Annotated in this window: 27 protein-coding genes, 1 other RNA gene and 1 pseudogene; 9 read left to right on the plus strand and 20 right to left on the minus strand. The window is 67.6% G+C overall.

From position 1 onward, the window contains the following. Positions 1-40 precede the first annotated feature (40 nt). Complete coding sequence (locus ACTJI4_RS03320) at positions 41-2,029, minus strand: VTT domain-containing protein (RefSeq protein ID WP_440868500.1); 1,989 nt, start codon at positions 2,027-2,029, stop codon at positions 41-43. Positions 2,030-2,084: 55 nt separating this feature from the next. Between ACTJI4_RS03320 and ACTJI4_RS03325 the strand changes: the two genes are divergently transcribed. Continuing rightward, positions 2,085-2,747 (plus strand): phosphotransferase, encoded by a 663-nt coding sequence (locus ACTJI4_RS03325; RefSeq protein WP_440868501.1) that lies wholly within the window; start codon positions 2,085-2,087, stop codon positions 2,745-2,747. Positions 2,748-2,950: 203 nt separating this feature from the next. Continuing rightward, positions 2,951-3,793, plus strand: coding sequence for an SDR family oxidoreductase (locus tag ACTJI4_RS03330; protein WP_392917939.1), 843 nt, complete (start codon positions 2,951-2,953; stop codon positions 3,791-3,793). A gap of 436 nt (positions 3,794-4,229) precedes the next feature. On the opposite strand, the gene ACTJI4_RS03335 is transcribed toward ACTJI4_RS03330, so the two are convergent. After that, positions 4,230-5,102 (minus strand): ion transporter, encoded by an 873-nt coding sequence (locus ACTJI4_RS03335; protein WP_440868502.1) that lies wholly within the window; start codon positions 5,100-5,102, stop codon positions 4,230-4,232. A gap of 64 nt (positions 5,103-5,166) precedes the next feature. Between ACTJI4_RS03335 and ACTJI4_RS03340 the strand changes: the two genes are divergently transcribed. Beyond that, a complete protein-coding gene (locus ACTJI4_RS03340; RefSeq protein ID WP_440868503.1) occupies positions 5,167-6,396 on the plus strand; it encodes an acetylornithine transaminase in 1,230 nt (409 codons plus the stop codon). Between the two features lie 34 nt (positions 6,397-6,430). Here ACTJI4_RS03340 and ACTJI4_RS03345 read toward each other — a convergent pair whose 3' ends face one another. After that, positions 6,431-7,045 (minus strand): HAD-IA family hydrolase, encoded by a 615-nt coding sequence (locus ACTJI4_RS03345; RefSeq protein ID WP_440868504.1) that lies wholly within the window; start codon positions 7,043-7,045, stop codon positions 6,431-6,433. Positions 7,046-7,188: 143 nt separating this feature from the next. Between ACTJI4_RS03345 and azu the strand changes: the two genes are divergently transcribed. After that, on the plus strand, positions 7,189-7,617 hold the full coding sequence (azu, locus tag ACTJI4_RS03350; protein WP_440868627.1) for an azurin: 429 nt from the start codon (positions 7,189-7,191) through the stop codon (positions 7,615-7,617). Positions 7,618-7,642: 25 nt separating this feature from the next. Here the strand turns inward: azu and hemL are convergent, their stop codons facing one another. Then, a complete protein-coding gene (gene hemL / locus ACTJI4_RS03355) occupies positions 7,643-8,932 on the minus strand; it encodes a glutamate-1-semialdehyde 2,1-aminomutase (protein ID WP_440868505.1) in 1,290 nt (429 codons plus the stop codon). Beyond that, positions 8,929-9,576 carry a thiamine phosphate synthase gene (gene thiE, locus ACTJI4_RS03360; RefSeq protein ID WP_440868506.1) on the minus strand — a complete coding sequence of 216 codons (648 nt, stop codon included), beginning with the start codon at positions 9,574-9,576 and terminating at the stop codon, positions 8,929-8,931. Before thiE ends, hemL begins: the two co-directional genes overlap by 4 nt. Positions 9,577-9,648: 72 nt before the next feature. Here thiE and ACTJI4_RS03365 point away from each other — a divergent pair, with 72 nt between their 5' ends. Beyond that, on the plus strand, positions 9,649-9,840 hold the full coding sequence (locus tag ACTJI4_RS03365) for a rubredoxin (RefSeq protein ID WP_392917922.1): 192 nt from the start codon (positions 9,649-9,651) through the stop codon (positions 9,838-9,840). A 121-nt stretch (positions 9,841-9,961) separates the two neighbouring features. Here the strand turns inward: ACTJI4_RS03365 and ACTJI4_RS03370 are convergent, their stop codons facing one another. From ACTJI4_RS03370 to ACTJI4_RS03405, 8 genes are all read right to left on the minus strand, one after another. Then, positions 9,962-10,807, minus strand: coding sequence for a SirB1 family protein (locus tag ACTJI4_RS03370; RefSeq protein ID WP_392917919.1), 846 nt, complete (start codon positions 10,805-10,807; stop codon positions 9,962-9,964). 88 nt (positions 10,808-10,895) lie between these two features. Next, complete coding sequence (locus ACTJI4_RS03375) at positions 10,896-11,342, minus strand: DUF192 domain-containing protein (RefSeq protein WP_392918876.1); 447 nt, start codon at positions 11,340-11,342, stop codon at positions 10,896-10,898. 55 nt (positions 11,343-11,397) lie between these two features. Continuing rightward, the gene (gene rpiA / locus ACTJI4_RS03380; protein WP_392917916.1) at positions 11,398-12,045 is read right to left on the minus strand and encodes a ribose-5-phosphate isomerase RpiA; all 648 of its coding nucleotides are present in this window, start codon (positions 12,043-12,045) and stop codon (positions 11,398-11,400) included. A 25-nt stretch (positions 12,046-12,070) separates the two neighbouring features. Further along, a complete protein-coding gene (locus tag ACTJI4_RS03385; protein ID WP_068853897.1) occupies positions 12,071-12,547 on the minus strand; it encodes an EVE domain-containing protein in 477 nt (158 codons plus the stop codon). An 8-nt stretch (positions 12,548-12,555) separates the two neighbouring features. Continuing rightward, positions 12,556-13,131, minus strand: coding sequence for a 5-formyltetrahydrofolate cyclo-ligase (locus ACTJI4_RS03390; protein ID WP_392917912.1), 576 nt, complete (start codon positions 13,129-13,131; stop codon positions 12,556-12,558). Between the two features lie 70 nt (positions 13,132-13,201). Further along, positions 13,202-13,386, minus strand: a non-coding RNA gene (gene ssrS / locus ACTJI4_RS03395) — 6S RNA. 91 nt (positions 13,387-13,477) lie between these two features. After that, entirely contained in the window at positions 13,478-13,774 is a 297-nt protein-coding gene (locus ACTJI4_RS03400) for a cell division protein ZapA (RefSeq protein ID WP_392917909.1), read from the minus strand. After that, positions 13,771-13,992, minus strand: a complete 222-nt coding sequence (locus ACTJI4_RS03405) for a TIGR02449 family protein (RefSeq protein ID WP_068853894.1) — start codon at positions 13,990-13,992, stop codon at positions 13,771-13,773. Before ACTJI4_RS03405 ends, ACTJI4_RS03400 begins: the two co-directional genes overlap by 4 nt. A 129-nt stretch (positions 13,993-14,121) precedes the next feature. On the opposite strand from ACTJI4_RS03405, the gene ACTJI4_RS03410 reads away from it, so the two are divergent. Together ACTJI4_RS03410 and ACTJI4_RS03415 are read left to right on the plus strand one after the other, a co-directional pair. Then, a complete protein-coding gene (locus ACTJI4_RS03410; protein ID WP_440868507.1) occupies positions 14,122-14,670 on the plus strand; it encodes a UPF0149 family protein in 549 nt (182 codons plus the stop codon). Positions 14,671-14,677: 7 nt separating this feature from the next. Next, positions 14,678-16,006: an aminopeptidase P N-terminal domain-containing protein gene (locus tag ACTJI4_RS03415; protein ID WP_440868628.1), complete on the plus strand. Its 1,329-nt coding sequence runs from the start codon at positions 14,678-14,680 to the stop codon at positions 16,004-16,006. A gap of 416 nt (positions 16,007-16,422) precedes the next feature. Here ACTJI4_RS03415 and pepQ read toward each other — a convergent pair whose 3' ends face one another. From pepQ to rph, 7 genes and pseudogenes are all read right to left on the minus strand, one after another. After that, a complete protein-coding gene (pepQ, locus tag ACTJI4_RS03420; RefSeq protein ID WP_440868508.1) occupies positions 16,423-17,748 on the minus strand; it encodes a Xaa-Pro dipeptidase in 1,326 nt (441 codons plus the stop codon). 82 nt (positions 17,749-17,830) lie between these two features. Then, a complete protein-coding gene (locus ACTJI4_RS03425; protein WP_392917900.1) occupies positions 17,831-18,178 on the minus strand; it encodes a PilZ domain-containing protein in 348 nt (115 codons plus the stop codon). Then, on the minus strand, positions 18,175-20,640 hold the full coding sequence (locus tag ACTJI4_RS03430) for a DUF1631 domain-containing protein (protein ID WP_440868509.1): 2,466 nt from the start codon (positions 20,638-20,640) through the stop codon (positions 18,175-18,177). The genes ACTJI4_RS03425 and ACTJI4_RS03430 overlap by 4 nt, the downstream gene beginning before the upstream one ends. Before the next feature lie 81 nt (positions 20,641-20,721). After that, positions 20,722-21,927, minus strand: a complete 1,206-nt coding sequence (gene hemW / locus ACTJI4_RS03435; protein ID WP_392918871.1) for a radical SAM family heme chaperone HemW — start codon at positions 21,925-21,927, stop codon at positions 20,722-20,724. A 58-nt stretch (positions 21,928-21,985) separates the two neighbouring features. After that, positions 21,986-22,579: an RdgB/HAM1 family non-canonical purine NTP pyrophosphatase gene (gene rdgB / locus ACTJI4_RS03440; protein WP_392917894.1), complete on the minus strand. Its 594-nt coding sequence runs from the start codon at positions 22,577-22,579 to the stop codon at positions 21,986-21,988. Between the two features lie 3 nt (positions 22,580-22,582). Next, positions 22,583-22,966: pseudogene (locus ACTJI4_RS03445) on the minus strand (VOC family protein); the annotation flags it as partial. Next, complete coding sequence (gene rph, locus ACTJI4_RS03450) at positions 22,963-23,691, minus strand: ribonuclease PH (protein ID WP_440868510.1); 729 nt, start codon at positions 23,689-23,691, stop codon at positions 22,963-22,965. The gene rph and the pseudogene ACTJI4_RS03445, both read right to left, overlap by 4 nt. Positions 23,692-23,811: 120 nt before the next feature. Between rph and ACTJI4_RS03455 the strand changes: the two genes are divergently transcribed. Together ACTJI4_RS03455 and gmk are read left to right on the plus strand one after the other, a co-directional pair. Further along, positions 23,812-24,672, plus strand: coding sequence for a YicC/YloC family endoribonuclease (locus ACTJI4_RS03455; protein ID WP_392917886.1), 861 nt, complete (start codon positions 23,812-23,814; stop codon positions 24,670-24,672). After that, positions 24,669-25,334, plus strand: a complete 666-nt coding sequence (gmk, locus tag ACTJI4_RS03460; protein ID WP_392917883.1) for a guanylate kinase — start codon at positions 24,669-24,671, stop codon at positions 25,332-25,334. The genes ACTJI4_RS03455 and gmk overlap by 4 nt, the downstream gene beginning before the upstream one ends. The last annotated feature ends 93 nt before the right edge of the window (positions 25,335-25,427 follow it).

Here is a 25,427-nt window from a genome sequence, read left to right on the forward strand (position 1 = left end):
CCGTAACCCGGTCACTCACGACCGTTGGTCGTGATCGCCCTCAGTACGTCCGCACCCGCAACACCGGCATGCCGGTCTCGGGATGCGTGTCCACTTCCTGCGGCAACCCTTCCAGCGCCTCGCGCACCGCCTTCAGCGACGGATCAATGCCGCGCATCGGTCGCCACATTCCCATCAGGTGGAAGTGCTGGTAATGCAGCGTCTGCGCGCTGCCCAGCCACAGCGGCTGGTCGCCCGGCTGCAGCTGGGTCGCGGCCGGCCACAGGCGCAGCGCGAAGATCTCGTTGGGTGCATTGCCCGGGCGCAGCAGCAGCAGCGATTCGACCTGCGTATCCAGCGTGGCCGGCAGCACCGGCACTTCGTCCGGGGTGGCCGACTTGTCCAGCATCAGCAGCGCCTGTTCCCAGCCGGCCTGCCGCTGCACGCGCCAGCCCTGGCTTTCCAGGCGCTCGCGCAGCGGTGCCAGCGGCCCGGCCACCTGGACATCCAGCGGCCAGCGCTGGTCATCATCGAATTCATTGCGACGCGAAGGTTGGGCGCGCCACTGGCTGCCCCACCAGTCCTGCGCGGCCACATTGGTCGGCGCCGGCTGGGCGGGCTCGAAACGCTCCAGCTTCGCCTCGGTGTTGCGCGGCGCGTACCACAGCGCGGCTACCGCGAAAGTACCGTAGAACAGCCACGAGACCGGCTTGACCCAGAAGGAGCGGTTGAAGCGGCGGCGGTAGGCGATGCCCAGCACCAGCAGCCAGAAGATGCCGAACAGCATCCCGCCCACCACGTCGCTCAGCCAGTGCGCGCCCAGGTACAGCCGCGAGAAGCCGATCAGGCTGACGATGATGCCCGACAGCAGGTAGGGCCATACGCGGGTGCGGCCGGGCAGCTCGCGCGCGATCAGTACCGCGAAGAAGCCGAAGGTGATGGTGGCCATGGTCACCGACACCGACGGGAAGCCGAAGCCACTGCTCGCGCCCGGCGGGCGCACCACCGTCACCGTGGCCCCCAGCAGCTTGGTCAGCGCCAGCCCGAAGGCCAGCGCCGCCAGCCAGTGCGCGGCGGCCATCCAGCGCCGGCGCCAGATCAGGTAGCCCATCGTGACTGCCGTGGCCGGCAGCAGCACCGGCCAGGCGCCCAGCGAGGCCAGCGCCGCCATGGGGTAATCGGCCAGCGGATTGCGCAGCGCCAGCATCGCCTGGTGCACGGCCAGGTCCAGGCTGAGCGGTTCGCCATGGGCCACCACCGCCATCAGCAAGGCGAACCAGCACCAGCCCAGCAACAGCAGCATCAATGCCAGCATCGCCAGCGGTACCGATTCACGGCGCTGCGGGTCGAACACCGACACCGAATAGCGGCCCAGCGTGGGGTGGCGCTGCGACCAGCGCAGCAGGCCGGCCAGCCAGCTGTCCATGCGCGCGGCCGACCAGCGGTAGCCGTACAGCACGATCGCCCAGACCACGCCCATCACCACGCCGACCAGCGCCAGCACCATCACCAGCCGTCCCGCCACCGCGGCGACTGCGTCATAGGCCTCGCCCAGCACCCAGCCCGGGGCCAGGAACAGTACCGCCCAGGAAATGCTGGCAATGCCACTGGCCTGCACGTAGCGCATGACCGGCATGTTCATCATGCCGGCGATGGCCGGCACGAACGGGCGGATCGCGCCTACATAGCGCGCTACCAGGATGCTTTTGAAGGCATTGCGGCGGAACATGGTCTCGCCACGGTCCAACAACTGTGGGTAGCGGCTGAACGGCCAGAATCCGCGCAGCCTGTCGCCCCATCGCCGGCCGATCCAGTAGCTGATGCCATCGCCGGCGAACGCGCCCAGCGCGGCGCACGCCACGGCGTATGGCCCGGAGATCTGGCCCAGCCCGATGAACACGCCCACCGCGAACAGCAGCGGCAGCGCGGGCACGATGGCGCCAAGCACGATGACGGCATCGCAGAAGGCGATGAGGAAGATGACCGCACCGGCAAGCACGGGGTGAGCTGAGATCCACGCAAGCGTGGCATCGATCCATGACGAGTCCATCGGGGGATTATAGAGGGGGCAAAGTGACTGACTGCCGGCCAGCTAGAATGGCCGCATGAATCGCCCGCTCCCGCCTGCCGCACATGCCCTGAAGGCCGACAGCTTCGGTCGCATCCTGTTGATGGAAGAAGGCGGCACGCGCTTCGTCCGCCGCGACCTGCTGGCCACCCCGTGGTGGTTGCGGCTGCCGGCCTGGTGGCTGGCCCTGCGTGAAGCCCGTGCGCTGGCGCATCTGGATGGAATGCCCGACACTCCGGCGCTGCTGGCCTGGAATGGCCGCTGGCTGGACCGCAGCTTCATGGCCGGTGACGCGATGTACCAGCGCCCGCCGCGTGGCGACGTAGCCTACTTCCGCGCCGCACGCCGGTTGCTGCAGCGGGTGCACCGCCACGGCATCGCCCACAACGACCTGGCCAAGGAAGCCAACTGGCTGGTGCGTGAAGACGGCAGCCCGGCGCTGATCGACTTCCAGCTGGCCGTGATCGGCAACCCGCGTTCGCGCTGGATGCGCCTGCTGGCCCGCGAAGACCTGCGCCACCTGCTCAAGCACAAGCGCATGTACTGCCGCGAGTCACTCACCCCGGTGGAAAAGCGCGTGCTCAAGCGCCACTCGTGGGTGCGCGACCTGTGGTTCCGGACCGGCAAGCCGGTGTACCGGTTCGTGACCCGGAAGATCCTGCACTGGGAAGACAATGAGGGGCAGGGCCCGAAGCCGTAACGTTCAATCAGCCGCGTGTCGACCAACGGTCGACACGTGCCGGAACGCCGATCGGTAGGTACCGACCGTTGGTCGGTACATGCCACTACGGTGCACGGCACTATCAGATTAGCGAAGGGTGAATAACTCGCAGCAGTAACCGGGGCATCAACTATCATCAACGGGCGGTTAATTGCGCGTGGGCGCGGCATACTTGGCCGATCATGAATCCGCAGGAGTTGATCGACGTGGCCAGTCTGCAAGGGAAAACCCTATTCATCACCGGCGCCTCGCGCGGTATCGGCCTGGCCATTGCCCTGCGCGCCGCGCGTGACGGCGCCAACGTGGCGATCGCCGCCAAGTCTGCGGTTCCCAATCCGAAACTGCCGGGCACCATTCATAGCGCCGCCGAAGCGGTCACCGCTGCGGGCGGGCAGGGCCTGGCACTGAAATGCGACATCCGCGAAGAAGACCAGGTGCGCGCGGCGGTGGCGGCCACCGTGGATACCTTTGGCGGCATCGACATCCTGGTCAACAACGCCAGCGCGATCTGGCTGCGCGGCACGCTGGATACGCCGATGAAGCGGTTCGACCTGATGCAGCAGGTCAATTCGCGCGGCAGTTTCCTGTGCGCGCAGGCCTGCCTGCCGCACCTGCTGCAGGCGCCCAATCCGCACATCCTCACCCTGGCGCCGCCGCCGAGCCTGGACCCGAAGTGGTGGGGCCCGCACACCGGCTACACCTTGGCCAAGATGGGCATGAGCTTCGTCACGCTGGGCCTGGCGGCGGAATTCGGGCCGCAGGGCGTGGCGGTGAATGCGCTGTGGCCGCGCACGGTGATCGCCACTGACGCAATCAACATGATTCCCGGCGTGGACATCGGCGGTTGCCGCACCCCGGAGATCCTCGCCGACGCCGCGCACGCGGTGCTGACCCGCGATGCGGCGGGCTTCAGTGGCCAGTTCCTGCTGGATGACGAAGTGCTGGCCGAGGCGGGCATCACCGACCTGAGTGGGTACGCAGTGGACCCGACGCGCCCGTTGCTGCCGGATCTGTTCCTGGATTGATCCGCAACACGTACATCGACGCCAGCACGAACGCCGCTTTTGATTACGGAATCGTCCTGCGCACGTAACAATTCGTAGGTCCACGCCCTGCGTGGACACCGCGCGCAGCGCGGCACAAGCGTCCGAAGCCATGTGCCGTGGGCCGACGATTGGCTACCGACGTTTAGACGATCCGAAGCAGACCGTCAGGCGTTCATGACCTCGGAACGAAGAGCATCCACGCAGGGCGTGGATCTACGCACGTTATGGATCGTAGGTCCACGCCCTGCGTGGACACCGCGCGCAGCGCGGCACAAGCGTTCGAAGCCAAATGCGTGGGCCTACGATTGGCTACCGACGCTTAGACGATCCGAAGCAGACCGTCAGGCGTTCATGACCCCGGAACGAAGAGCATCTGCGCAGGGCGTGGATCTACGCACCAATGATCCATCCATTCTCACTGATTGAACGTCTCCGGCAGCCGCGCCCCACATGCGCGGCAATGCTTCGCCTCCGCCTCATGCCCCTCCAGCCCGCACTGCGGGCATCCACGTGCATCGCGCTTGGCGGCACGCTCGGCATCACGCATGGTGTTGGCCAGCTCGGCGGTGTAGATGCCGGTAGGCACCGCAATGATGCTGTAACCAATCAGGATCAACACCGAGGTCACGAAGCGGCCCAGTACCGTCTGCGGCACGATGTCGCCAAAGCCCACCGTCGCCATCGTCACCACCGCCCAGTACATCGCGCTGGGGATGCTGGTAAACCCGTGGTTCGGCCCCTCGATCACGTACATCAGGGTGCCGGCGATGATCGTGATGGTGATCACCGTGAACAGGAACAGCAGGATCTTGCGCCGGCTGCGCCACAGCGATTCCATCAGCACGCCGCTTTCTTCGATGTAGCGGGTCAGCTTGAGGATGCGGAACACGCGCAGGATGCGCAGCGCGCGCACCACCAGCAGGCTCTGCGCGCCGGGAACGAACAGCGACAGGTAGGTGGGCAGGATCGAGGCCAGGTCGATGATGCCCCAGATGCTGAAGGCATAGCGCAGCGGCCGCTTCACCACCACCAGCCGCAGCAGGTATTCGGCGGTGAACAGGAGGGTGAACCCCCACTCGACCACGTACAGCCAGCTGGCGTGCTCGATGTGGAAACGCTGCACGCTGTCGAACATCACCACCAGCACGCTGGCGATGATGGCGTACACCAGCAGCAGGTCGAAATTGCGCGAGGGCCGGGTATCGTGGCGGTAGATGATGTCGAACCAGGTCCGGCGCCAGCCGGATTCGGTGGCGGGATTGAGCTGGGGGGCGCGGAAGGGGTGCATGGGCCGCATTGTGCCCCAGCCGGTGGAGGGGGAGAATGGAGCCTTTCCCGGACCCCTGACCGCCATGACCGCCGCTGCCCCCGATCCGCTCCTGTCCCTGTCGCATTACTACCTGCCGGTGTACAAGCCGCGCCAGGTGGTGCTCGAACGCGGCCAGGGCGCCCGCGTCTGGGACAACCAGGGCCGTGAGTTCATCGACCTGGCCGCCGGCATTGCCGTGTGTGGCCTGGGCCATAACGATCCGGACCTGAAGGCCGCGCTGATCGAGCAGGCCGGCAAGCTGTGGCACACCAGCAACGTGTTCTACAGCGAACCGCCGCTGCGCCTCGCCGAAGAGCTGGTCACCGCCTCGCGCTTCGCCGAGCGGGTGTTCCTGTGCAATTCCGGCGCCGAAGCCAACGAAGTGGCGATCAAGCTGGTGCGCAAGTGGGCCTCGTCGCAGGGGCGTCCGGCCCACCAGCGCGTCATCGTGACTTTCCGGGGCAGCTTCCATGGCCGCACGCTGGCCGCGGTGACCGCCACTGCCCAGCCGAAGTACCAGGAAGGCTATGAGCCGCTGCCCGGTGGCTTCCGCTACGTGGACTTCAACGATGAGGTGCAGCTGGAAACGGCGATGGCTGCCGGCGACGTCGCGGCGGTGATGCTGGAGCCGATCCAGGGCGAAGGCGGGGTGATGCCGGCCAAGCCTGGCTTCATGAAGCGCATCCGCGAGTTGTGCGACCAGCACAACGCGCTGATGGTGCTGGATGAGATCCAGGTCGGCATGGGCCGCACCGGCACCCTGTTCGCGCACTGGCAGGACGAGATCAAGCCGGACATCGTGACCCTGGCGAAGGCGCTGGGTGGTGGTTTCCCGATTGGCGCGATGCTGGCCGGGCCCAAGGTGGCCGAGACCATGCAGTTCGGCGCGCACGGCACCACCTTCGGCGGCAACCCGCTGGCGGCGGCGGTTGCGCGCGTGGCGCTGCGCAAGCTGTCCTCGGCGGAGATCGCGCGCAACGTGAGCCGCCAGTCGCAGGCACTGCGCGATGGGCTGGGCAGGATCAATGATGAGTTCAAGGTGTTCAGCCAGGTGCGCGGCCGCGGCTTGATGCTGGGCGCGGTGCTGGACAAGGATTTCGCCGGGCAGGCCGGGGCGATCCTCGACCACGCCGCCGCACACGGGCTGCTGACGCTGCAGGCCGGGCCGGATGTGCTGCGCTTCGTGCCGGCGTTGAACATCAGCGATGAAGAGATTGCCGAAGGCCTGAAGCGGCTGCGGGCTGCGGTGCAGTCGTTCATCGCGTCGCGTTGAGGTAACACCACCTGACGACGGGCACTGCCCGGCGTCAGGTGTCGATGCCGAACCGGTGCATGAGTCTGCCGAAACTGCGGCTGTCGTTCGCGGTGTCCGCATGCAGGCCCGCCAGGCGGGCGCCGCGCACATTGACGAACAGATCGTCCACGAACAAGGTCCGGTTGGGGCGTGCGTCGAGCCGTTCCACCGCGTCCAGAAACACCGCTGGGTCGGGTTTGCGCCCACCCAGTGCGCCACTGCACAGGATGCGCCCTTCCAGCGCTGGCGCCAGCGCAGGCAGGATGCGCGGGATGGTCTGCGCCATCAAGGCGCCGTTGTTGGTGAGGATGGCGATCGGCATCACCTGTGCGATGCGCTTCACGCGCTCGACCACGCCGGTCTGCGGCGGTGACGCGGCAATGCGGGCGTCCTGCCATTGGGCGATGCTGATGGTCCGGCCGAGTGCATCGCCCAGTTGCTGCAGGTAGCTCGCGCTGTCCAGGCCCAGATCGAACTGCTGTTCAAGCCCGCTGTCGAACAATGCCGCGTCCACCTGCGCGGGCGTGCGTGCGCAGGCCTCGGCCAGATGGCGTACGCGCAGGTGCCGCGCGTAATTGACGAGCACGCCATCGAAATCCAGCAGCAGGCAGTCCAGGGCAACCGGCATGGTCCACTCATGTGCGAAACGACAGCCGACGTTACCGCACTGTTGGGCGTCGCTGCGACATCCCGTCGCACCCCGCCTTCGGTCGAGCTGCCTAGAATTGCAGTGACTGAAGGATGGAGAACGCCGTGAAACTGTTTGTCCCCATGATCCTGGCAGGGTTGGTGTTGGCGCCCACCGCGCAGGCGCGCGTGTGTGCGGTCAGCATCGACGGCACCGACCAGATGAGCTTCAGCAGCAAGGAGATCAAGGTGGCCGGCGACTGCAGCCAGGTGAAGCTGACCCTGCGCCACACCGGCAAGCTGGCGGCCACGGCGATGGGGCACAACTGGGTGCTGACCAAGGCGGCCGATTACCAGCCGGTGGCGATGGCTGGGATGCGGATGACGCTGGCCGACAGCTACCTGCCGAAGAAGGATCCGCGCGTGCTGGCACATACGGCGGTGATCGGCGGCGGGCAGAGCACCAGCGTGACCTTCGCTACCACGGCATTGCGCAAGGGCGGGGACTACACCTTCTTCTGCTCGTTCCCCGGGCATTTCGCCATGATGAAAGGCCGGTTTGTGTTCGGCTGATGCCGAACACAAACCGGGCTGATACTTACCCCTTCGCGACCTTGAACGCTTCGCGCGCGGCATCGAGGGTCGCGTCGATGATGCTGTCATCGTGCGCGCTGGACAGGAACCCGGCTTCATACGCCGACGGTGCCAGGAACACGCCGCGCTCCAGCATCGCGTGGAAGAAGCGGTTGAATGCGGCGGTGTCACACGCAGTGGCCTGGGCGTAGGTTTCCACCTTCTGGTCGGTGAAGAACAGCCCGAACATTGCGCCCACCTGATTGGTGGTCACCGCCACGCCCGCCTCCGCCGCCGCAGCTTCCAACCCGGCGCACAGGCGCGCGCTGGCTGCCGACAGGCGCTCATGGAAGCCCGGTTCCTGCACCAGCTCCAGCATGGCCAGTCCAGCGGCCATGGCCACCGGGTTGCCGCTCAGCGTGCCGGCCTGGTAGATCGGGCCGGCCGGGGCGATCTGCGACATCAGCTCGCGGCGACCGCCATAGGCGCCCACCGGCATGCCGCCGCCGATGATCTTGCCGAAGGTGGTCAGGTCCGGGGTGATGCCGTAGTGCGCCTGCGCGCCGCCCAGCGCCACGCGGAAGCCGGTCATCACCTCATCGAAGATCAGCACCGTGCCGTACTGCGTGCACAGGGCGCGCAGGTGCTGCAGGTAGCCCTCGCGCGGCGGAATGCAGTTGGCGTTGCCCACCACCGGTTCGATGATCAGGCCGGCGATGTCCGCGCCCTGTTCGGCGAACAACGCGGTGGCCGCGTCGAAGTCGTTGTAGGGCAGGGTCAGGGTAAGTTCGCTCAGACCGGCCGGCACGCCCGGCGAGGTCGGCACGCCCAGGGTCAACATGCCGCTGCCGGCCTTGACCAGGAACGAATCGCCGTGGCCGTGGTAGCAGCCTTCGAACTTCACGATGCGGCTGCGGCCGGTGGCGCCGCGCGCCAGCCGGATTGCCGACAGCGTCGCTTCGGTACCCGAGTTGACCATGCGCACCATCTCGCACGACGGCACCAGTCGGGTCAGCGTTTCGGCCATGGTCACTTCGGCCGCGCACGGGGCGCCGAACGACAGGCCGTTGTTGATCGCGTGCTTGACGGCCTGGCGCACCGTGCTGTGGTTGTGGCCGACGATCATCGGGCCCCAGGAGCCTACGTAGTCGATGTAACGGTTGCCATCGACGTCGTACAGGTACGGGCCGTCGGCACGCTCGACGAAGAACGGCTCGCCGCCCACCGACTTGAACGCGCGCACCGGCGAATTGACGCCGCCCGGAAGCAGTTCCTGGGCGCGGGTGAACAGGGCGTGGGACTGGTCGTGCTTCATGCGGAAGGGTCCTGGAAACAAGCAAGGTAAGCGTGCATGGTGGCGACCGGGTCGTTGGCGGCAAAGACGCTGCTGACTACGGCCACCAGGTCGGCGCCGGCGGCGATGATCGGGCCCACATTGTCCGGCGTCAGCCCCCCGATCGCCACCCGCGGCACCCCGAGTGCGGCGCTTTGCCGCAGCAGGTCCGGGTGGGCCCGGCTTCGGGTGATCTTGGTAGTGGTGGGGAAGAAGGCGCCGAAGGCCACGTAGCTGGCCCCGGCGGCCACCGCCCGTTCGGCGTTGGCCAGCTGGTCGTAGCAGGAGGCGCCGATGATGGCGCCCGGGCCGAGCAGCGCGCGCGCGGCGCCAATGTCGCCATCGGAGCCGCCCAGGTGCACGCCGGCTGCACCGACCTCGTGGGCCAGCGCAGGGTCGTCGTTGATGATCAGCGGCACGCCGTGTGTGGCGCACAGGGCCTGCAGGGCCAGCGCCTGTTCACGGCGCAGCGCGTCGCTGGCGGTCTTGTTGCGGTATTGCAGCCAAGTCGGACCTGCGGCCAGCAGCGGCGCCACGCGGGCCAGCAGGCGGGCGGTATCCGACTCGTCGGGGGTGATCAGGTACACGCCGCGCGCGGGCGCGGCCGGGGAAGCAGGGAGCGTCATCAATGGCTACCGGTAGGGCGGCGGGAGTGGGACAATGGCCTATGACCGTACTGCCCAACGCCTGATTATCCGATGACCGACGCCACTGCCACCACCTTCCGCACCTGGATGTGCGTCGTCTGCGGCTTCATCTACAAGGAAGTCGAAGGCCTTCCTGAAGAGGGCATCGCCCCGGGCACCGCCTGGGAAGACGTGCCCGACACCTGGACCTGCCCGGACTGTGGCGTGACCAAGGACGATTTCGAGATGGTCGAGATCGACTGATCCACCAGACCTGCATAGCGCCCTCCGGATGAGGGTAGCCCCCCTGAGTCAGGGGGCGGCCGCGAAGCGGCGGGGTATGGGTGCTGGTAAGAGAGGGGCCCGCGTGCGATGACGCATACCCTCAATGCAGGCGCGGCACGCGCCCGCCCATTTCCACCAGCTTCTCCCGCACCCACTGCGCATCATTGGCCTGGCCGTTGCGCTGCAGGTACAGCGCCAGGTCCTGGCGCGCGCCGGCCTGGTAATCCAGCTGCAGGTAAGCCAGCCCGCGGTCACGCAGGGCATCGTCCTGTTCCGGGGCCAGCTTCAGCAGGCGGTCGGCACTGCGCGCGGCGCGGTCCCACTCGCTGCGCTCCACGTATACGCCATGCAGGTTGCGCAGCATCCGCATCAGGATCGCCCGCGCCGGGGCCGCATCCAGGATCTGCGCCAGCACGTTGTCATCGGGCACTTCGCCGCCCAGGTGGGAGCGGGCGCGTTCGCGCAGCTCCTCCACGTCCAGCGGGCGTCCGCCGTTGAACGGGTCCATCACCAGCATCCCGTCATCCACCGGCAGTCGCACCAGGAAATGGCCGGGGAAGGACACGCCGTCCAGCGGGATGCCCAGCCGGCGCGCCACTTCCATCTGCACCATGGCCAATGAGATCGGGTTGCCCAAGCGGCGTTCGAACACCTGGTTGAGGTAGCTGTTGCGCGGGTCGTAATACTCGCCGTGGTCGCCGCCATAGCCCAGTTCATCGAACAGGTGGCGATTGACGGCCGCGATCTTGAGCGGCCACTGCTCAATGGTCTCCACTTCGGTGCGAAGGTGGTCGGCGTGGCTCTGCACCAGCGCGTCATAGACCTGCGGGTCCAGATCGGGGTATTCGTCGCGGGCGATCAGCAGGGCCGTAGGCAACAGCGGCAGCGCCTCGTCGTCCAGTTCGGCCAGGGAGTCCCACGCCGGCAATGTAATTGGCGCCTGCATGGACACAGCGTGGCGACAAACGCGGCCCGATTCAAGCAGGATCGCGTGAAAAAACCCGGTGCTGGCAGGGCATGCCTGCCAGCGCAGTTCAAGGCTTGTCGGCGATACCGGGGCCGAAGGTCAGCACCGCGCCATCCTGCAGGCCCAGCTTCTCGGCCTGGCCGGCATTGAGTTCCAGCACGTACCGGGCCGGGCCGCTGCTGGGATAGGGCGGACAGCGGTCGCCCGCCGAACACGGCGGCACATCACGCTGCTGGCTGACCAGCCGGCGCTGGTCGTCGAAATACAGGATGTCCAGCGCGATCCTGGTGTTCTTCATCCAGTACGCCTGCAGCTCCTGGCGGTCGTGCAGGAACAGCATGCCGTGGTCGGCGGGCATCTCGTCGCGGAACATGAGGCCACGTGCGCGGCTTTCATCATTGGTGGCCAGTTCCACCTGGTAGCGGGCGCCGCCCAGTTCTACCCAGTGGCTGGCACCGGCGCTGGCGCAGCCGGACAGGGTGAGCAGCAACAGCAGCGGCATCAGCAGGCGCATGAAGGGCATGGGCGGTCCTCGCAGGAGAGCGGCACTGGCGTGCCGTCGGGGGGTATCAGAACACCATCGGCGGTTCACCGCCAACAATGACCACATCGGCGCGGCGGCGCGCGAACAGGCCCACGGCAACCACGCCGGGCAGCTGGTTGAGCTCGCGCTCCAGCGCCACCGGGTCGGTGATCTGCAGGTGGTGGATGTCCAGGATCTGGTTGCCGTTGTCGGTCACCACGCCTTCGCGCCAGGCTGGCTGGCCGCCGGTCATGTCCATGATGCGCCGGGCGATCAGGCTGCGCGCCATCGGGATCACTTCCACCGGCAGCGGGAACCTGCCCAGCACCGGCACCTGCTTGCTCGGGTCGATGATGCACACGAAGCGCTCGCTGGCCTCGGCAATGATCTTCTCGCGGGTCAGCGCCGCGCCGCCGCCCTTGATCAGGCACTTGTTGCCGTCGCATTCGTCTGCGCCGTCCACGTACAGGGACAGGCCGCCGGTATGGTTGAGTTCGAGGACTTCGATGCCGTGCTGCCTGAGGCGAGCGGTGCTCTGCTCGGAGCTGGACACGGTGCCCTTGATGCGGTGCTGGATGCGGGCAAGGCCGTCGATGAAGTAGGCCACCGTAGAGCCGGTGCCGACCCCGACGATCATGCCGTCTTCGACGTATTCCAGGGCTTTTTCTGCGGCGAGGCGTTTGGCTTCGGACATGGCGGGAAACTCGTGAAGGAAAAGGTCAGTGTTTTTCGAGCGACAGCAGCAGCTTCCACTGCGCGGCGGTCACCGGCAGGATCGACAGGCGGTTGCCGCGTGCGATCAGGGGAAACCCTTCGCCCAGCGCGTCGGCATGCAGCTTGATCTCGTCCAGCGAAATGGTGTCGCGCAGTTTGCGCTCGAAGGCCACGTCCACCAGCAGCCAGCGTGGCGTTTCGCGGGTGGCCTTGGGATCGTAATAGTCCGATTTCGGATCGAACTGGGTGTCATCCGGGTACGCCTCGGTAGCGACTGTGGCAATGCCCACGATGCCCGGCACCTTGGTGTTGGAGTGGTAGAACAGGATGCCGTCGCCGACTTTCATGCCGTCGCGCATGAAGTTGCGCGCCTGGTAGTTGCGCACGCCATTCCAGGGTTCCTGGCCCACGCGCTTGAGGTCATCGATGGAAAAGGCGTCCGGTTCGGACTTCATCAGCCAGTAGCGCTTGCGTGCGGTCATGCGTCGTTCTATCGGGGAAGGTACGTGGTGGTGTCGGTACAGATCGCATCCACGCCGACGTCCCACGGCTGCACGGGCAGGTTGTCGACCTGCTGAACCGAAAAACCGACGCCGACCAGCCACGGCGGGGCCGGTCGCTGGTTGCGGAATGCGAAGCTGCGATCATACCAGCCGCCTCCCATGCCCAGTCGCCGGCACTGGGCGTCGAAGCCCACCAGCGGGGCCACCACCAACGCCATCTGTTCGGGCGCCAGGGTGTCGTCCACGGCCATGTCGGGTTCGGGAATGCCGAAGCGGTTGCTGGTCAGCGGCTGGCCCGGACGCCACGGCGCAAAGCGCAGCGTGTCGCCGGCCAGCACGGGCAGGCAGTAGGTGGCGGTGTCGGGCAGACGCATCTGCCAGCGGTGCAGTGCGATTTCGCCATCCAGTGCCCAGTACCCGGCCACATGGCCGTGGGTGGGCGCGAATGGCACGGCAAGCAGGGCATCGGCAAGCAGTTCGGCGGCGGCCAGGCGCTGCGCGGGGGGAATGTCTCGGCGGCGTTGGCGCAGCTGCTGGCGCAGTGCGGAGCGCGGGTCGGTCATGCCTGGGTCCGTTGGGGCCGGATAAAACAAGAGCGACGTTCCAGTGGAACGTCGCTCTTGCCGGAATACTGCATTCTCCGCGGTGACGATGCGTGCGAAACGACCTTGAACCCGGGGTTCAAGTGGGTACGCTGGGCCTCCATCGGGCTTCCCGCTACAAGGCGGACCTGCACTCCCGGCGACGTCGCGCACCCGTGGTCGTAATTAAGGGACAAGGCGAATGTTTGCACACGCCGTCGTTCACAGCAGAGAACGCACGGCCATTATAGCCAACCGCACCGGATCGGATACCCCGTTCGTCGGTTCAATTACGTGCCAATTCAGAACGGTGAACTGCGCGTGTGTGTCACGCGCCGTCGATGGCGCGGTCCAATCGCCTGTTCAGATCAGCCAGCGTCTGCTGCAGGGCCACGCCCTGGCGGGCATGGTCGTCGCGCAGCTGCTGCAGCTCGTGCGCCAGGTTCAGCGCGGCCAGCACCGCGACCCGGTCCACTGCGGCCATGCGGTTGCTGCCGCGGATCTCGCGCATCTTGGCGTCCAGCAGGCGCGCGGCGGCGGTGAGGCTTTCGCGCTCTTCGGCGCCGACGCCGACGGTGTATTCGCGGTCCAGGATGCGGACACTGACCGGTTCGGTCTGGCTCATGTGTGCTGCTCCAGGCTTTTGAGCCGGGTGATCATTGCTTCCACCCGCGAGCGCGCCTGCTCGTTCTTGGCCAGCAGCTGCGAGCGCTCGTTGACCAGCTGTTCCTGCTGGTGGCGCAGGCTGCGGTTTTCCTCGGCCAGCCGCTGGTTGCGGTCCAGCAACGCCTCCACCCGGGCGGCAAAGGCCTGCAATTGGGCGATGGCATCGGCGGGTTCCATGTCCGGCACGATAGGCAAGCGGGGTGGAGCCGGTCAAGCTAATAATGACAAGGGGCGGATTGATACACTGTGGCGCTGCCAACCCAGGGTTGCCGGCCGCGCCGCCGACCCACCTGATCGAGCCCCAAGATGACCGAACTTCCGAGTGTCAACGACGTAAACCAGGCCAGCCAGGCGGCGGGCCTGGGCGCTACTGCCGCGGAGCTCCACGGGGGCCTGTGCGGCTGGCTGTCGGCCGGTGGCGCGCCGGTGCCCGAATGGCCGGCCCGTGTGCTGGCCGACGACAACCTGCCGACCCCGACCGCAGGCGATGCGCTGGACCGGCTGCTCGGCGCCAGCGTGGCGCAGCTGGAGGACCGCGATTTCGCCTTCGAGCTGCTGCTCAGCGACGGCGATGACACCGCCGCGCAGGCCGATGCGCTGTTCACCTGGGCGCGTGCGTTCCTGGGGGGCTTTGGCCTGGGCGCGGGCCAGCAGCGTCCCAAGCTTTCAGAGGAAGGCGACGAGGCACTCAACGACCTGGCCAAGCTGGCCCAGGCCTCGAGCGAGGACTTTGAAAGTGGCAACGATGACGATGAGGACGCGCTTGCGGAAATCGAAGAGTTCATCCGCGTGGCAGTGCTGATCCTGCACGGCGACTGCGTGATGGCCGCGCGCCACCGGCAGCGCCTGAACTGAGATGGACATCCGCGAGTTGACCGGCATCACCGCGGCCGAATACGCGGGGCGCCGCCAGGCGCTGATGGACATGGCCGGCGATGACGCCATCCTGGTGCTGCCGGCCGCGTCCGAGCGGGTGCGCAGCCTGGATACGCATTATCCGTTCCGGCAGGACTCGGACTTCTGGTACCTGAGCGGCTTCCCGGAGCCGGATGCGGTGCTGGTGCTGATTCCCGGTCGCCGCCACGGCGAAGTGATCCTGTTCTGCCGCGAGCGCGATGCCGACCGCGAAGCCTGGGATGGCGCACGTGCCGGCCAGGAGGGCGCGGTGGCGCAGTACGGAATGGATGACGCGTACCCGATCGATGATCTGGACGACATCCTGCCGGGCCTGCTGGAAGGGCGCTCGCGGGTGTATTACCACTTCGGGCGCGACGCCGAGTTTGACCTGAAGCTGATCGGTTGGGTCAACCGGGTGCGTTCGCAGGTGCGGCATGGCGCGCAGCCGCCGCATGAATTCCTGGAACTGGGCCACCTGCTGCATGAGCAGCGCCTGTTCAAGTCCAGCGCGGAAATCGCCTTGATGCAGCGCGCGGCCGACATCACGGTGCAGGCGCACCGGGTCGCGATGCGCGTGGCGCGGCCGGGCATCCACGAGTACGAACTGCAGGCGGACCTGGAGCGCGAATTCCGCGCCAACGATGCGTGGGCGGCCTACGGCAGCATCGTGGGTACCGGCGCCAACGGGTGCATCCTGCATTACCGCGCCAACAACGCGCGCAGCCGCGATGGCGAGCTGGTGCTGATCGATGCCGGCGCCGAGTACCGCGGCTACGCCAGTGACATCACGCGTACGTTCCCCGTGAATGGTCGCTTCACGGCCGAACAGCGCGCGCTGCACGATCTGGTCGGCGCGGCGCAGGCGGCGGCACTGGCGCAGGCCAAACCGGGCGTGCCCTACGAGGCCGGTCATCTGGCGGCGGTGCAGACGCTCACCGAAGGATTGCTGCGGCTGGGCCTGCTCACGGGCACGCTGGAAGAGAACATCGGCGACGGCCACTACCAGCGTTTCTACCGGCACAAGACCGGCCATTGGCTCGGCCTCGACGTGCACGACGTGGGCGACTATCGCCTGGCGGGCGATTCGCGGCTGCTCGAACCGGGCATGGTGTTCACCATCGAACCGGGCTTGTACATCAGCGCCGACGACCGCAGCGTGGAAGCGCGCTGGCGCGGGATCGGCATTCGCACCGAGGATGACGTGGTGATCACCGACAGCGGGCATCACGTGCTGACGGCTGGGTTGGCGCGAAGTGCTGATGAGATCGAGCAGGAAATGAACGCTGTTCGCTGAGTCAAAGCGAAGAGCAGCGTTTCAGTTGCTACGTGTTGGGGAGGCCGACGGGCAGCAGCGTGCGGACGCAAAGAGCAGCCACGCAGGGCGTGGCTCTACGCGGTGACGCTGGTAGGTTCGGTTCCCGAACGAACGCACGGAACGCACCAGCGTCCGGTAACGCATGGAATTGAAACAGCGCCGCCGTTGATCTTCCATGGCCACCAACACACCGTCGAGGGTCGGCGGGGGCGGGTTTGCGGGACTGTCAAAAACATGGATGTTTTTGCCAAGCCCCCATGGATGGGTTCACGGCGTGTCCCGCAAACCCGCGCCCGCCGGCCCCGCTCAGGCCATGCGGGAACCACCGGCTGTTCGCCCAAATGCATGAAGCAGCCGGGCAACAGCCCGGCTGCACAACACGGTGTCAACGACCATCAGGCCTTAGCAAACTCCGGTCGGGTCAGGTTCTCTGCATCGCCCTCGGTGCAAAGCACTTCATCTTCAATGCGGATGCCGCCGTAAGGCCGGAAGAAGTCCACGCGAGCCCAGTCGATGCTGTCGCCCTGGCCACGTTGCTTCACTTCGTCCAGCAGCATGTCGATGAAGTACACGCCCGGTTCGATGGTGACCACCATGCCCGGTTCCAGTGCACGGGTCAGGCGCAGGTACGGGTGGCCCTGCGGGCGCTCGACGCGGCCGCCGCGGTCGCTGGCGGCAAAGCCGGCCACGTCGTGGACCTGCAGGCCGATCAGGTGGCCCAGGCCATGCGGGAAGAACGCGGCGCTGACGCCGGTGGTCAGCGCCGCTTCCGGCGAGACCTTCAGCACCCCGACGTCCTTCAGGATGCCCATCAGCGACAGATGCGCATCGATGTGCAGCTGCTTGTAGTCCACGCCTGCGCGCACGCCGGCACCCATCTTCTGCTGGGCCGCGTCCACCGCATCGATCATCGCCTGGAACTCGTCGTGGCCGGCGGCCGCATACGTGCGCGTGATATCGCTGGCATAGCCGTACGCGCTGGCGCCGGCGTCGATCAGGAAGCTGCGCAGCGGCTGCGGCGCGCTGCGGCCCAGGTCGGTGTAATGCAGCACCGCAGCGTGCTCGTTCAACCCGATGATGTTGCCGTAGGGCAGCTCGTTGGCATCCTGGCCGACCGCGCGGCAGTAGGCCATGTGGATCTCGAATTCGCTGGCGCCGGCGCGGAACGCCGCCTCGGCCGCGCGGTGGCCGCGCACGCCCAGCTGCTGGGCCTGGCGCATCAGCGCGATTTCATAGGGGGTCTTGTACGCGCGGTGCCAGTCCAGGTAATGGATCACCGGTTCGGGGTTGTTCGGGGTGAACGCGCCCAGCGCGCTCTGCGGCTCGCCCAGGATCGCGCAGCGGGCCGCATCGCGCGGCAGCAGCGCCAGCGCCTCATCCGGCGTGCGGATGATCTCGATGTCGAAATGGTCCACCCACCAACCGTTCGGCGCATCGGGCACCACGTGCCAGTAATCGAAAGGCTGGTGGAAAATCACCTTCGGGCGCTGGCCCGGGGTGTACACCAGCCAGCTGTTGGGCACCTTGGTCAGCGGCAGCCAGGCCTTGAAGTTCGGGTTCACCGCATACGGGTAATCGCGGTCGTCGAAGGCCTGGTAGTGCAGCGTGCCGCTTGGAATCACCAGGTGGTCAAAGCCGCCGCGCGCCAGCGCCTGTTCGGCGCGTTGGCTCAACACGCGGACATGATCGGAATACAGGGCGGCGAGGTCGGGCTGGTTCATCGCGGAGGCTCACAGGGCAATGCGGAATGCAGCCCCTGATTCTGCCGCAATCAGCCCGCGCGCGCTGTGCCGGAACCGGCACTCACACCGCCGAAGATTCCTCGGCGATCCAGGCGCGCAGCTGGTCGCGGTGCTCGCGGCTGAGGGTCAGGAAGCGGAAGCCTGCCCAGGATTGGCCCGGAGCGTTGCTGTGTTCGTTCCACAGCAGGTGAGCGCCCACATCCACCTGCACCGGCTGGCCGTGGCTACCCTGGATGGCAAACCGGAACTGATACAGCGCGTCGGGCGTCATCGGCACCGAACAGATCATCAGCATGCCGGTCTCCGACACATTGCCCAGCCGGCCGATCACCGCCTCGGCCATCATGTCGGTCACCGGCACCTGGTCGGCTACCTCGCGGCGGGGGGCTCGGCGGGTGTCGTCGTTCATTGTCCAGTCTCCGCAGTGGCCGGGGTGCCGGCCAGCGAGCGCAGGGTGCGCAGGGTGGCCTGCCAGGCGCGGTCGATCAGGCGACTCTTGTCCTCGTTGACCAGGCGCGCCTGGCCATGCGCCATCAGCCGGGCCAGACTGTCCAGTGAATGCTCGGCCACCTTCTGCCCGCGCGGATTGACGAACAGCGCGTTGTCGGTGATCAGGCTGTACCAGGACAGCCGTTGGCGGCGCATGTCGCCCTGCTGGTTGGTGGTGAATTCGAACCACGTGCCGAAGGGCAGGGTGCGCAGCTGGCGGTACCAGTCTTCCTCGGCCGGGCTGCGCGCCAGCGGCGCCTCGCGCCGTGCTTCGCTGCCTTCGGCCTGCTCGCCCAGCCGGGTGCGGGCACGGATGCGTGCGGTCAGTTCGGTACGCGAGCTGCCGTCGTCTTCGCCGCCCGGGGTCGACAGGCGCCGCGCGATCGCCGCTGCTTCGTCCTGGTGGTAGCCGACCTGAAGCAGCGCCGCTTCAACCTGCTCGCCCAGCTGGGTGTCGCTGTCGGCGCTGCCGGGCGGCTGGCAGGTGACCTCGGCGATGCGTGCGGTTTCCTGCTCACGCGCCTGCCATTGTTCGGAGCCTTCGCCGCTGCGCAGCAGCGTCAGGGTCAGCACGTCCGACCAGGCCTGCTTCAGCAGCGACTGCACGAACCGCGGCGGGGCGGCCTGCGCGCACAGCTGTTCGATGCTGGCGCCGGCCTGCTGCTTGGCGGATTCCAAGCGTTCCTTGCCGCGCGCCGCTTCCACGTGGCGGCGCTCGGCCAGCTCGGCTTTGTGCGCCAGCGCGCGGAAGTGCTGCTGGATTTCGTCGTTGGCCGTTTCGAAGACTGCCGCATCGCCCTCGTAGTCGGCGACCACCTTGTCCACGGCGCGGTCCAGCTTCTGCACCAGCTGGGGGTCGACATCCTCCTCGCCCAGCCAGTTGGCGCCGGCTTCGGCCACCGCGTTGAGCAGCTCGCGGGCCGGGTGCTGGTCGCGCACGAAGAAGGCCGGGTCGGACAGCGCGGCGCGCGCCACCGGCACCTGCAGGCGGGTGAGCAGGTCCACGGCGGCCGCGTCGGGGCGGACCTCGCGGTGGATCTGCCCGTACAGCATGTCAAGCAGGTCGAAGGTGTCGGTGTCCTTGACGGTCAGTGAGGCCTGCGGGCCGTGGTCGGCACGCATCTGGGCAAGCAGGGCGTTGTGCAGGTCGGCCATGGTCCGGCGCACGCCGGCTGACTGCGCCTGCAGCTTGGCCAACGTGGCGTGCAGGTTGCCGCTGGAGATCGCGACCGGTTCCGGGCGCTCACCTGCGCCTGCATCGGACGGGAGCGACGCCCCGGCCGCGGCCTGTGCCTCCGCGCCACCCGCGCCGGCCCCGACGGGGGTGCCGTGCTGGGCCGGCGCCAGCGGGATGCCGTGGCCCAGACCTGCCGCCCCCTGGGCATGGCGGGCGGCGTCCAGCAGGTGGTGCAGGGCCGATGACGCCGGCGCGCTCAGGTCGACCGGGGCAGCGTCGGCGGGCGATCCAGTGGCGGTCGACGGCGGGCCGGCGGCGGGGGCCGGAGCCGCGGCCGGGCCGATCGCTTCGCTGGTCATCGCCGCCCAGCTGCCGCTGCTGGCCGAGCCACTCCACCCGGTAAGCGGACGTCCGCCCGCTGCGCCGGGTTCGCGCGCGGGCGCCGTGCCGGCGCTGCGCCCGGGACCGGTGACGATCCGCCGGGTGGTGGCCGAACGCGCCAGGTACGGGGTATAGACCAGCCCGGGCAGGACGCCCTCATGGGTCAACAGCACGTTGGCGCGTTCCAGCAGCTCACCCAGGCGCTCCAGCAGCTGGCGGTCGAACACGCGGAACAGCGCCAGCTGGGTTTCCAGGCCCAACGCGAATTCCTCACCCAGCTCACGGGTGATCCGACACAGCACGTAGGGCCCGAACGGCAGGTCCTCCGCATCGAACGCCGGGCCGGCGGCAAGCACGCCGAAGCGCTGCCCCAGCAACTGCAGCGCACTGGCCGAACGCTGCGCCTCACGCCGGGTGATGTCGGCAAGCACGATGTCGCGGTCGATATCGGTGTCGGTCACCAGGGTCAGCGTGGTGGCCGAGACCGGCGCGCCGGGGGCGGGCACGTGGCGCACCCGCGGCTCGCGCAGGTTGGACAGGGCCGTGGCCAGCGCATCCAGGAAGCGGGGCGCGAACTGCGCGTTGATGTCGTGCAGGCGCCGTGCCTGGGCGTAGATGTCGGCCTGGATCTGGCTGTTGCGCGCGCGCTCGGCGTCGCGCAACAGTTCGCGCTCGAGCTCCACGATGGTCAGCTTGAGCGGGGTGCTGAGGGTCTGCACGGCCAGTGCATGCAGCACCGCCAGCAGGCGGCGCACGCGCGGCGGCGCATTGACGCTGGCGAACCGGGTCAGATCGGGTGGCGATGAAGGTGCGGACGCAGACATCCGTTGTAGGTTCCGGCTCCCCTGAGAGCACAGAATCTAACGTTTTCCCGGGGTCCCCGCCAGAAGGGATCTCCCGACCCCTCAGCCCAGGAACAACTCCACTACGTCGTTGGTGAAGCGCCGCCCCAGCTCGGTGGGCTGGACATGATCGCCCTGCACCACCATCCATCCGTTGGCGAGGGCCGTCTGCAGCGGCGCGGCGATGGTTGCCCGGTCCAGCCCGGTCCGCGACTCGAAATCCTTGTAGCGGAAGCCCTCATGCAGGCGCAGCAGGTTGAGCATGTATTCGAACGGCAGGCGGTCGGCGCCGATCACCTCGTCGCCGCCGATCGACGCAGCCGTACCGGCGGTGTCCATGAACGTCTGCGGGTGCTTGTGCTTCCAGCGGCGAAGCACGTGCTGCCCGGCACCGGAGCTGATCTTGCCGTGGGCGCCCGCGCCGATGCCGAGGTAATCGCCGAAGCGCCAGTAGTTCAGGTTGTGCTGGCTCTGCCGACCGGGCCGCGCGTAGGCGCTCACCTCATACTGCGCATACCCGGCATCGGCCAGCAGGCGCTGGCAGTGCTCCTGCATGTCCCACGCCGAATCGTCGTCGGGAATGCCCTGCGGCGGCCGCGCGAAGAACACCGTGTTCGGCTCCAGGGTGAGCTGGTAGTGCGAAAGGTGGGTGGGCTGCAGCGCGAAGGCGCGCTCCAGGTCATGCTCAGCCTGGGCAAGGGTCTGCTGCGGCAGCGCGTACATCAGGTCGATGTTGAAGTTGTCGTAGCCTGCGTCCTGGGCCAGCTTCACCGCGCGCTCGGCTTCCCCGCTGTCGTGGATGCGGCCCAGCCGTTGCAGCGCTTCATCGTTGAAGGTCTGGATGCCGAAGCTGATCCGGTTCACCCCGGACGCGCGGTAGCGGTCGAACCGGCCATGCTCGGCCGTGCCCGGATTGGTTTCCAGGGTCACTTCCAGGTTGGGCGCGAAGCGCAGCCGTGCCGAGGCTGCCTGCAGGAAGCGGTCGATCGCCTCCGGCGGAAACAGGCTGGGGGTGCCGCCCCCGAAGAACACGCTGTTCACCACCCGGCCCCAGACCAGCGGCAGGTCCTGGTCGAGGTCGCGGATCAGCGCATCGATGTAGGCGTCGAACGGCAGCTCGCCCTTGGCCTGGTGCGAGTTGAAATCGCAGTACGGGCATTTGCGCACGCACCAGGGCAGGTGCACGTACAGCGACAGCGGCGGCGGCACCAGCGACACAGCGTGGTCGTGGTTGCAGCTTCCGCCGGGCAAACATTCGTGGTCTGACATCGTGCTCATCGGTAGCGCCGGCCGTTGGCCGGCCCTCGGGAGATCATCAATAGTCGAATCAGGTCAACGCCGACAATTTCTGCTTCAGCACCTGCAGCGCCTTGCCGCGGTGGCTCATCGCGTTCTTTACGTCCGGTGCCATTTCCGCAGCGGTCTGGCCCAACACCGTATCCAGGAACAGCGGGTTGTAGCCGAAGCCATGGCTGCCGCGCAGCTCATCCAGGATCTCGCCTTCCCAGCTGCCTTCGCAGATCAGCGGCTGCGGGTCGTTGGCGTGGCGCAGCAGCACGATCACCGCGTAAAAGCGCGCGGTGCGCCGCTCGACCGGTACATCGCGCATTGCTTCCAGCAGCTTGGCGTTGTTGGCCGCGTCGTCGGTCGGGCTGCCCGCATAGCGCGCGCTGTAGAGACCCGGCGCGCCGTCCAGCGCATCCACGATCAGACCCGAATCGTCTGCCAGTGCCGGCAGGCCGGTGCTGGCGCTGGCATGGCGGGCCTTGATCAGCGCGTTCTCGACGAAGGTCAGGCCGGTTTCCGGCACATCGCTCACGCCCAGCTCGCCCTGCGCGACGATCTCCAATGGCAGGCCGGCCAGCATGGCCTGCAGTTCCTTCAGCTTGCCGGCGTTGCCGCTGGCCAGTACCAGTTTCATTGCTTTGGGCTCCAGCAGGTCCCACGTGTTGCCGTACAGGTCGCGGAACACCGCAACCGTGGCGTAGGGCTCTTCGCGCGGGGCTTCAAGGAATTCCACGCCGCGCGCGGTCATGGCGGCATGGTCGCGGTGGAAATCGTCGGTGTTGAGGAAGAAACCGACCCGGCCACCGGTCTGGTTGCCGACCCGGCTCTGCTGGTCTTCGTTGCTGGCGCGGGCCAGCAGCAGCGCGGCTGCGCTGCCGTCGGTCGGGCCGACCACCACCCAGCGCTTGCTGCCCTGGTCGATGTCATCGATCAGCTGGAAGCCGAGCTTGCCCGTGTACCAGGCGATCGCCTCGTCGTAATCGGCCACCACAAGGGTCACCAGGGCAAGGCGCCGGCTCACGCTTGCGCCAGCGCGGCCTGCTGGGCCGCGAACAGATCGGTGATGCCCTTTTCGGCCAGGGCCAGCAGTGCGTCCAGTTCCTCGCGGCGGAACGCGTGGCCTTCGGCGGTGCCCTGCAACTCGATGAAGCCGCCGCCGTCGTTCATCACCACGTTCATGTCGGTGTCGCAGTCGCTGTCTTCGGCGTAATCCAGGTCGAGCACCGGGGTACCGCGGTAGATGCCCACCGACACTGCGGCAACGGCGCCGAAGATCGGGTTGCGCTTGATGTCGCCGCGCTTGATCAGGAAGTTCACTGCGTCCACCAGCGCCACGTAGGCACCGGTGATGGCGGCGGTGCGGGTGCCGCCATCGGCCTGCAGCACGTCGCAGTCCAGAGTGATGGTGCGTTCGCCCAATGCGCCCCGATCAATACAGGCGCGCAGGGTGCGGCCGATCAGGCGCTGGATCTCCAGGGTGCGGCCGCCCTGCTTGCCGCGTGCCGCTTCGCGGTCGTTGCGGGTGTGGGTGGAGCGCGGCAGCATGCCGTATTCGGCGGTGACCCAGCCTTCGCCCTTGCCGCGCAGGAAGCCCGGCACGCGGTTCTCCACGCTGGCGGTGCACAGCACGCGGGTTTCACCGAAGCTGACCAGCACCGAGCCTTCGGCATGGCGGGTGAAGGCGCGTTCGATGCGCACTTCGCGCAACTGGTCGGCCTGGCGGCCGCTGGGACGGGAATCGGACATGGATGGCTTCCGGTAAGACGAGGGATGCGGGACCGCGCCCGGACCGGTGACCGGCAGGCGAGGAGGCTCCAAAGGAACCGCTAGGGTACCATTTGCACTTTGAGAGCACCGGAAACCCGCATGATTCGAAGCATGACCGCCTACGCCGGCGGCGAGCGCGCCACACCCTGGGGCACGCTGGCCTGTGAGCTGCGCTCGGTCAACCACCGGTTCCTGGAGGTGGGCGTGCGCCTGCCCGAGGAGCTGCGTGCGCTTGAACCGCAACTGCGGGAGCGTGTCGCCAACCGCTGCAGCCGCGGCAAGATCGATCTGGTCATGCGGCTGCGCGCGCCGGAGGTCACCGGGGCATTGGTGGTCAACGATGCGCTGCTGGCCCAGCTCGGCGAGCTGGCCAGCCGGCTGGCGCCGGGCTTCCCCAGCCTGCAGGTGAGCTTCACCGAACTGCTGCAGGTGCCGGGCGTGATGCAGGGAGAGGCGGTCGACGCTGCCGCGCTGCAGGCCGAGGCCCTGGCCCTGTTGGAGGAGAGCCTGGACGGGTTCGTTGCCGCGCGCGAGCGTGAGGGCGACAAGCTGGCCACGGCGATCCAGGAGCGGGTCGATGGCGTGGAGCGCATCGCCACCGAGGTCACCACGCTGATTCCGCTGATCCGCGATGGCCAGCGCGCCAAGCTCTCGGCCCGGCTGGCCGACCTGCCGCACCCGGTCGATCCTGGCCGCGCCGAGCAGGAACTGGTGCTGTGGCTGCAGAAGCTGGACGTGGACGAGGAACTGGACCGCCTGCGCAGCCACATCGTGGAAATCCGCCGCGTGCTCGGGCAGCGCGAGCCGGTTGGCCGCCGCCTTGATTTCCTCCTGCAGGAGTTCAACCGCGAAGCCAACACGCTGGGCTCCAAGTCGGTGGACAGCCGCACCTCCAATGCCGCCGTCGAGCTGAAGGTGCTGATCGACCAGATCCGCGAACAGGTGCAGAACATCGAATGAGCAGCCAGCCCCTCCAGAGCCCGGAACCGGCCCGCGGCACGCTGTACATCGTGGCCGCCCCGTCCGGGGCCGGCAAAAGCAGCATCGTCAACGCCACCCTGGCGCGCGACCCGCAGATCGCCCTGTCGATCTCGTTCACCTCCCGTGCCATGCGCCCGGGTGAGGTGAACGGCCAGCACTATCACTTCGTCAGCGCCCCGGAGTTCGAGCGGATGATCGCTGCCGGCGACTTCTTCGAACATGCCTGGGTGCATGGCGACTGGAAGGGCACCGCCCGCCAGTCAGTCGAGCCGCAGCTGTCGGCCGGCCAGGACGTGCTGCTGGAGATCGACTGGCAGGGGGCCCAGCAGGTCCGCCAACTGGTACCCGGCACGGTCACGGTGTTCATCCTGCCGCCGTCGAAGCAGGCGCTGCAGGACCGCATGCGCAAACGCGGGCAGGACAGCGAGGCGGTGATCGCCCAGCGCCTGGCCGCCGCGCGCGAGGAAATGCTGCACTTCAACGACTTCGACTACGTCATCGTCAACGAGGTGTTCGAGACTGCCGTGGACGAGCTGTGCGCCATCTTCACGGCCAGCCGTCTGCGCCGGGAGGCCCAGAAGGTCCGCCACGCGGGCCTGATCCAGGCTTTGTTGACCCAGGATGCAACCGCAACTGACTGATTCACAAGGGGTGGGTGCCCGGTCGGCTTGATTTTTTCCAGGCCCGGCCGGTACAATCCGTCCCCTTTCCCTCATTCGATGAGCAGCCCCCGC

It is taken from the genome of Stenotrophomonas sp. 22385, from assembly GCF_052045085.1.
Lineage (GTDB): Bacteria > Pseudomonadota > Gammaproteobacteria > Xanthomonadales > Xanthomonadaceae > Stenotrophomonas.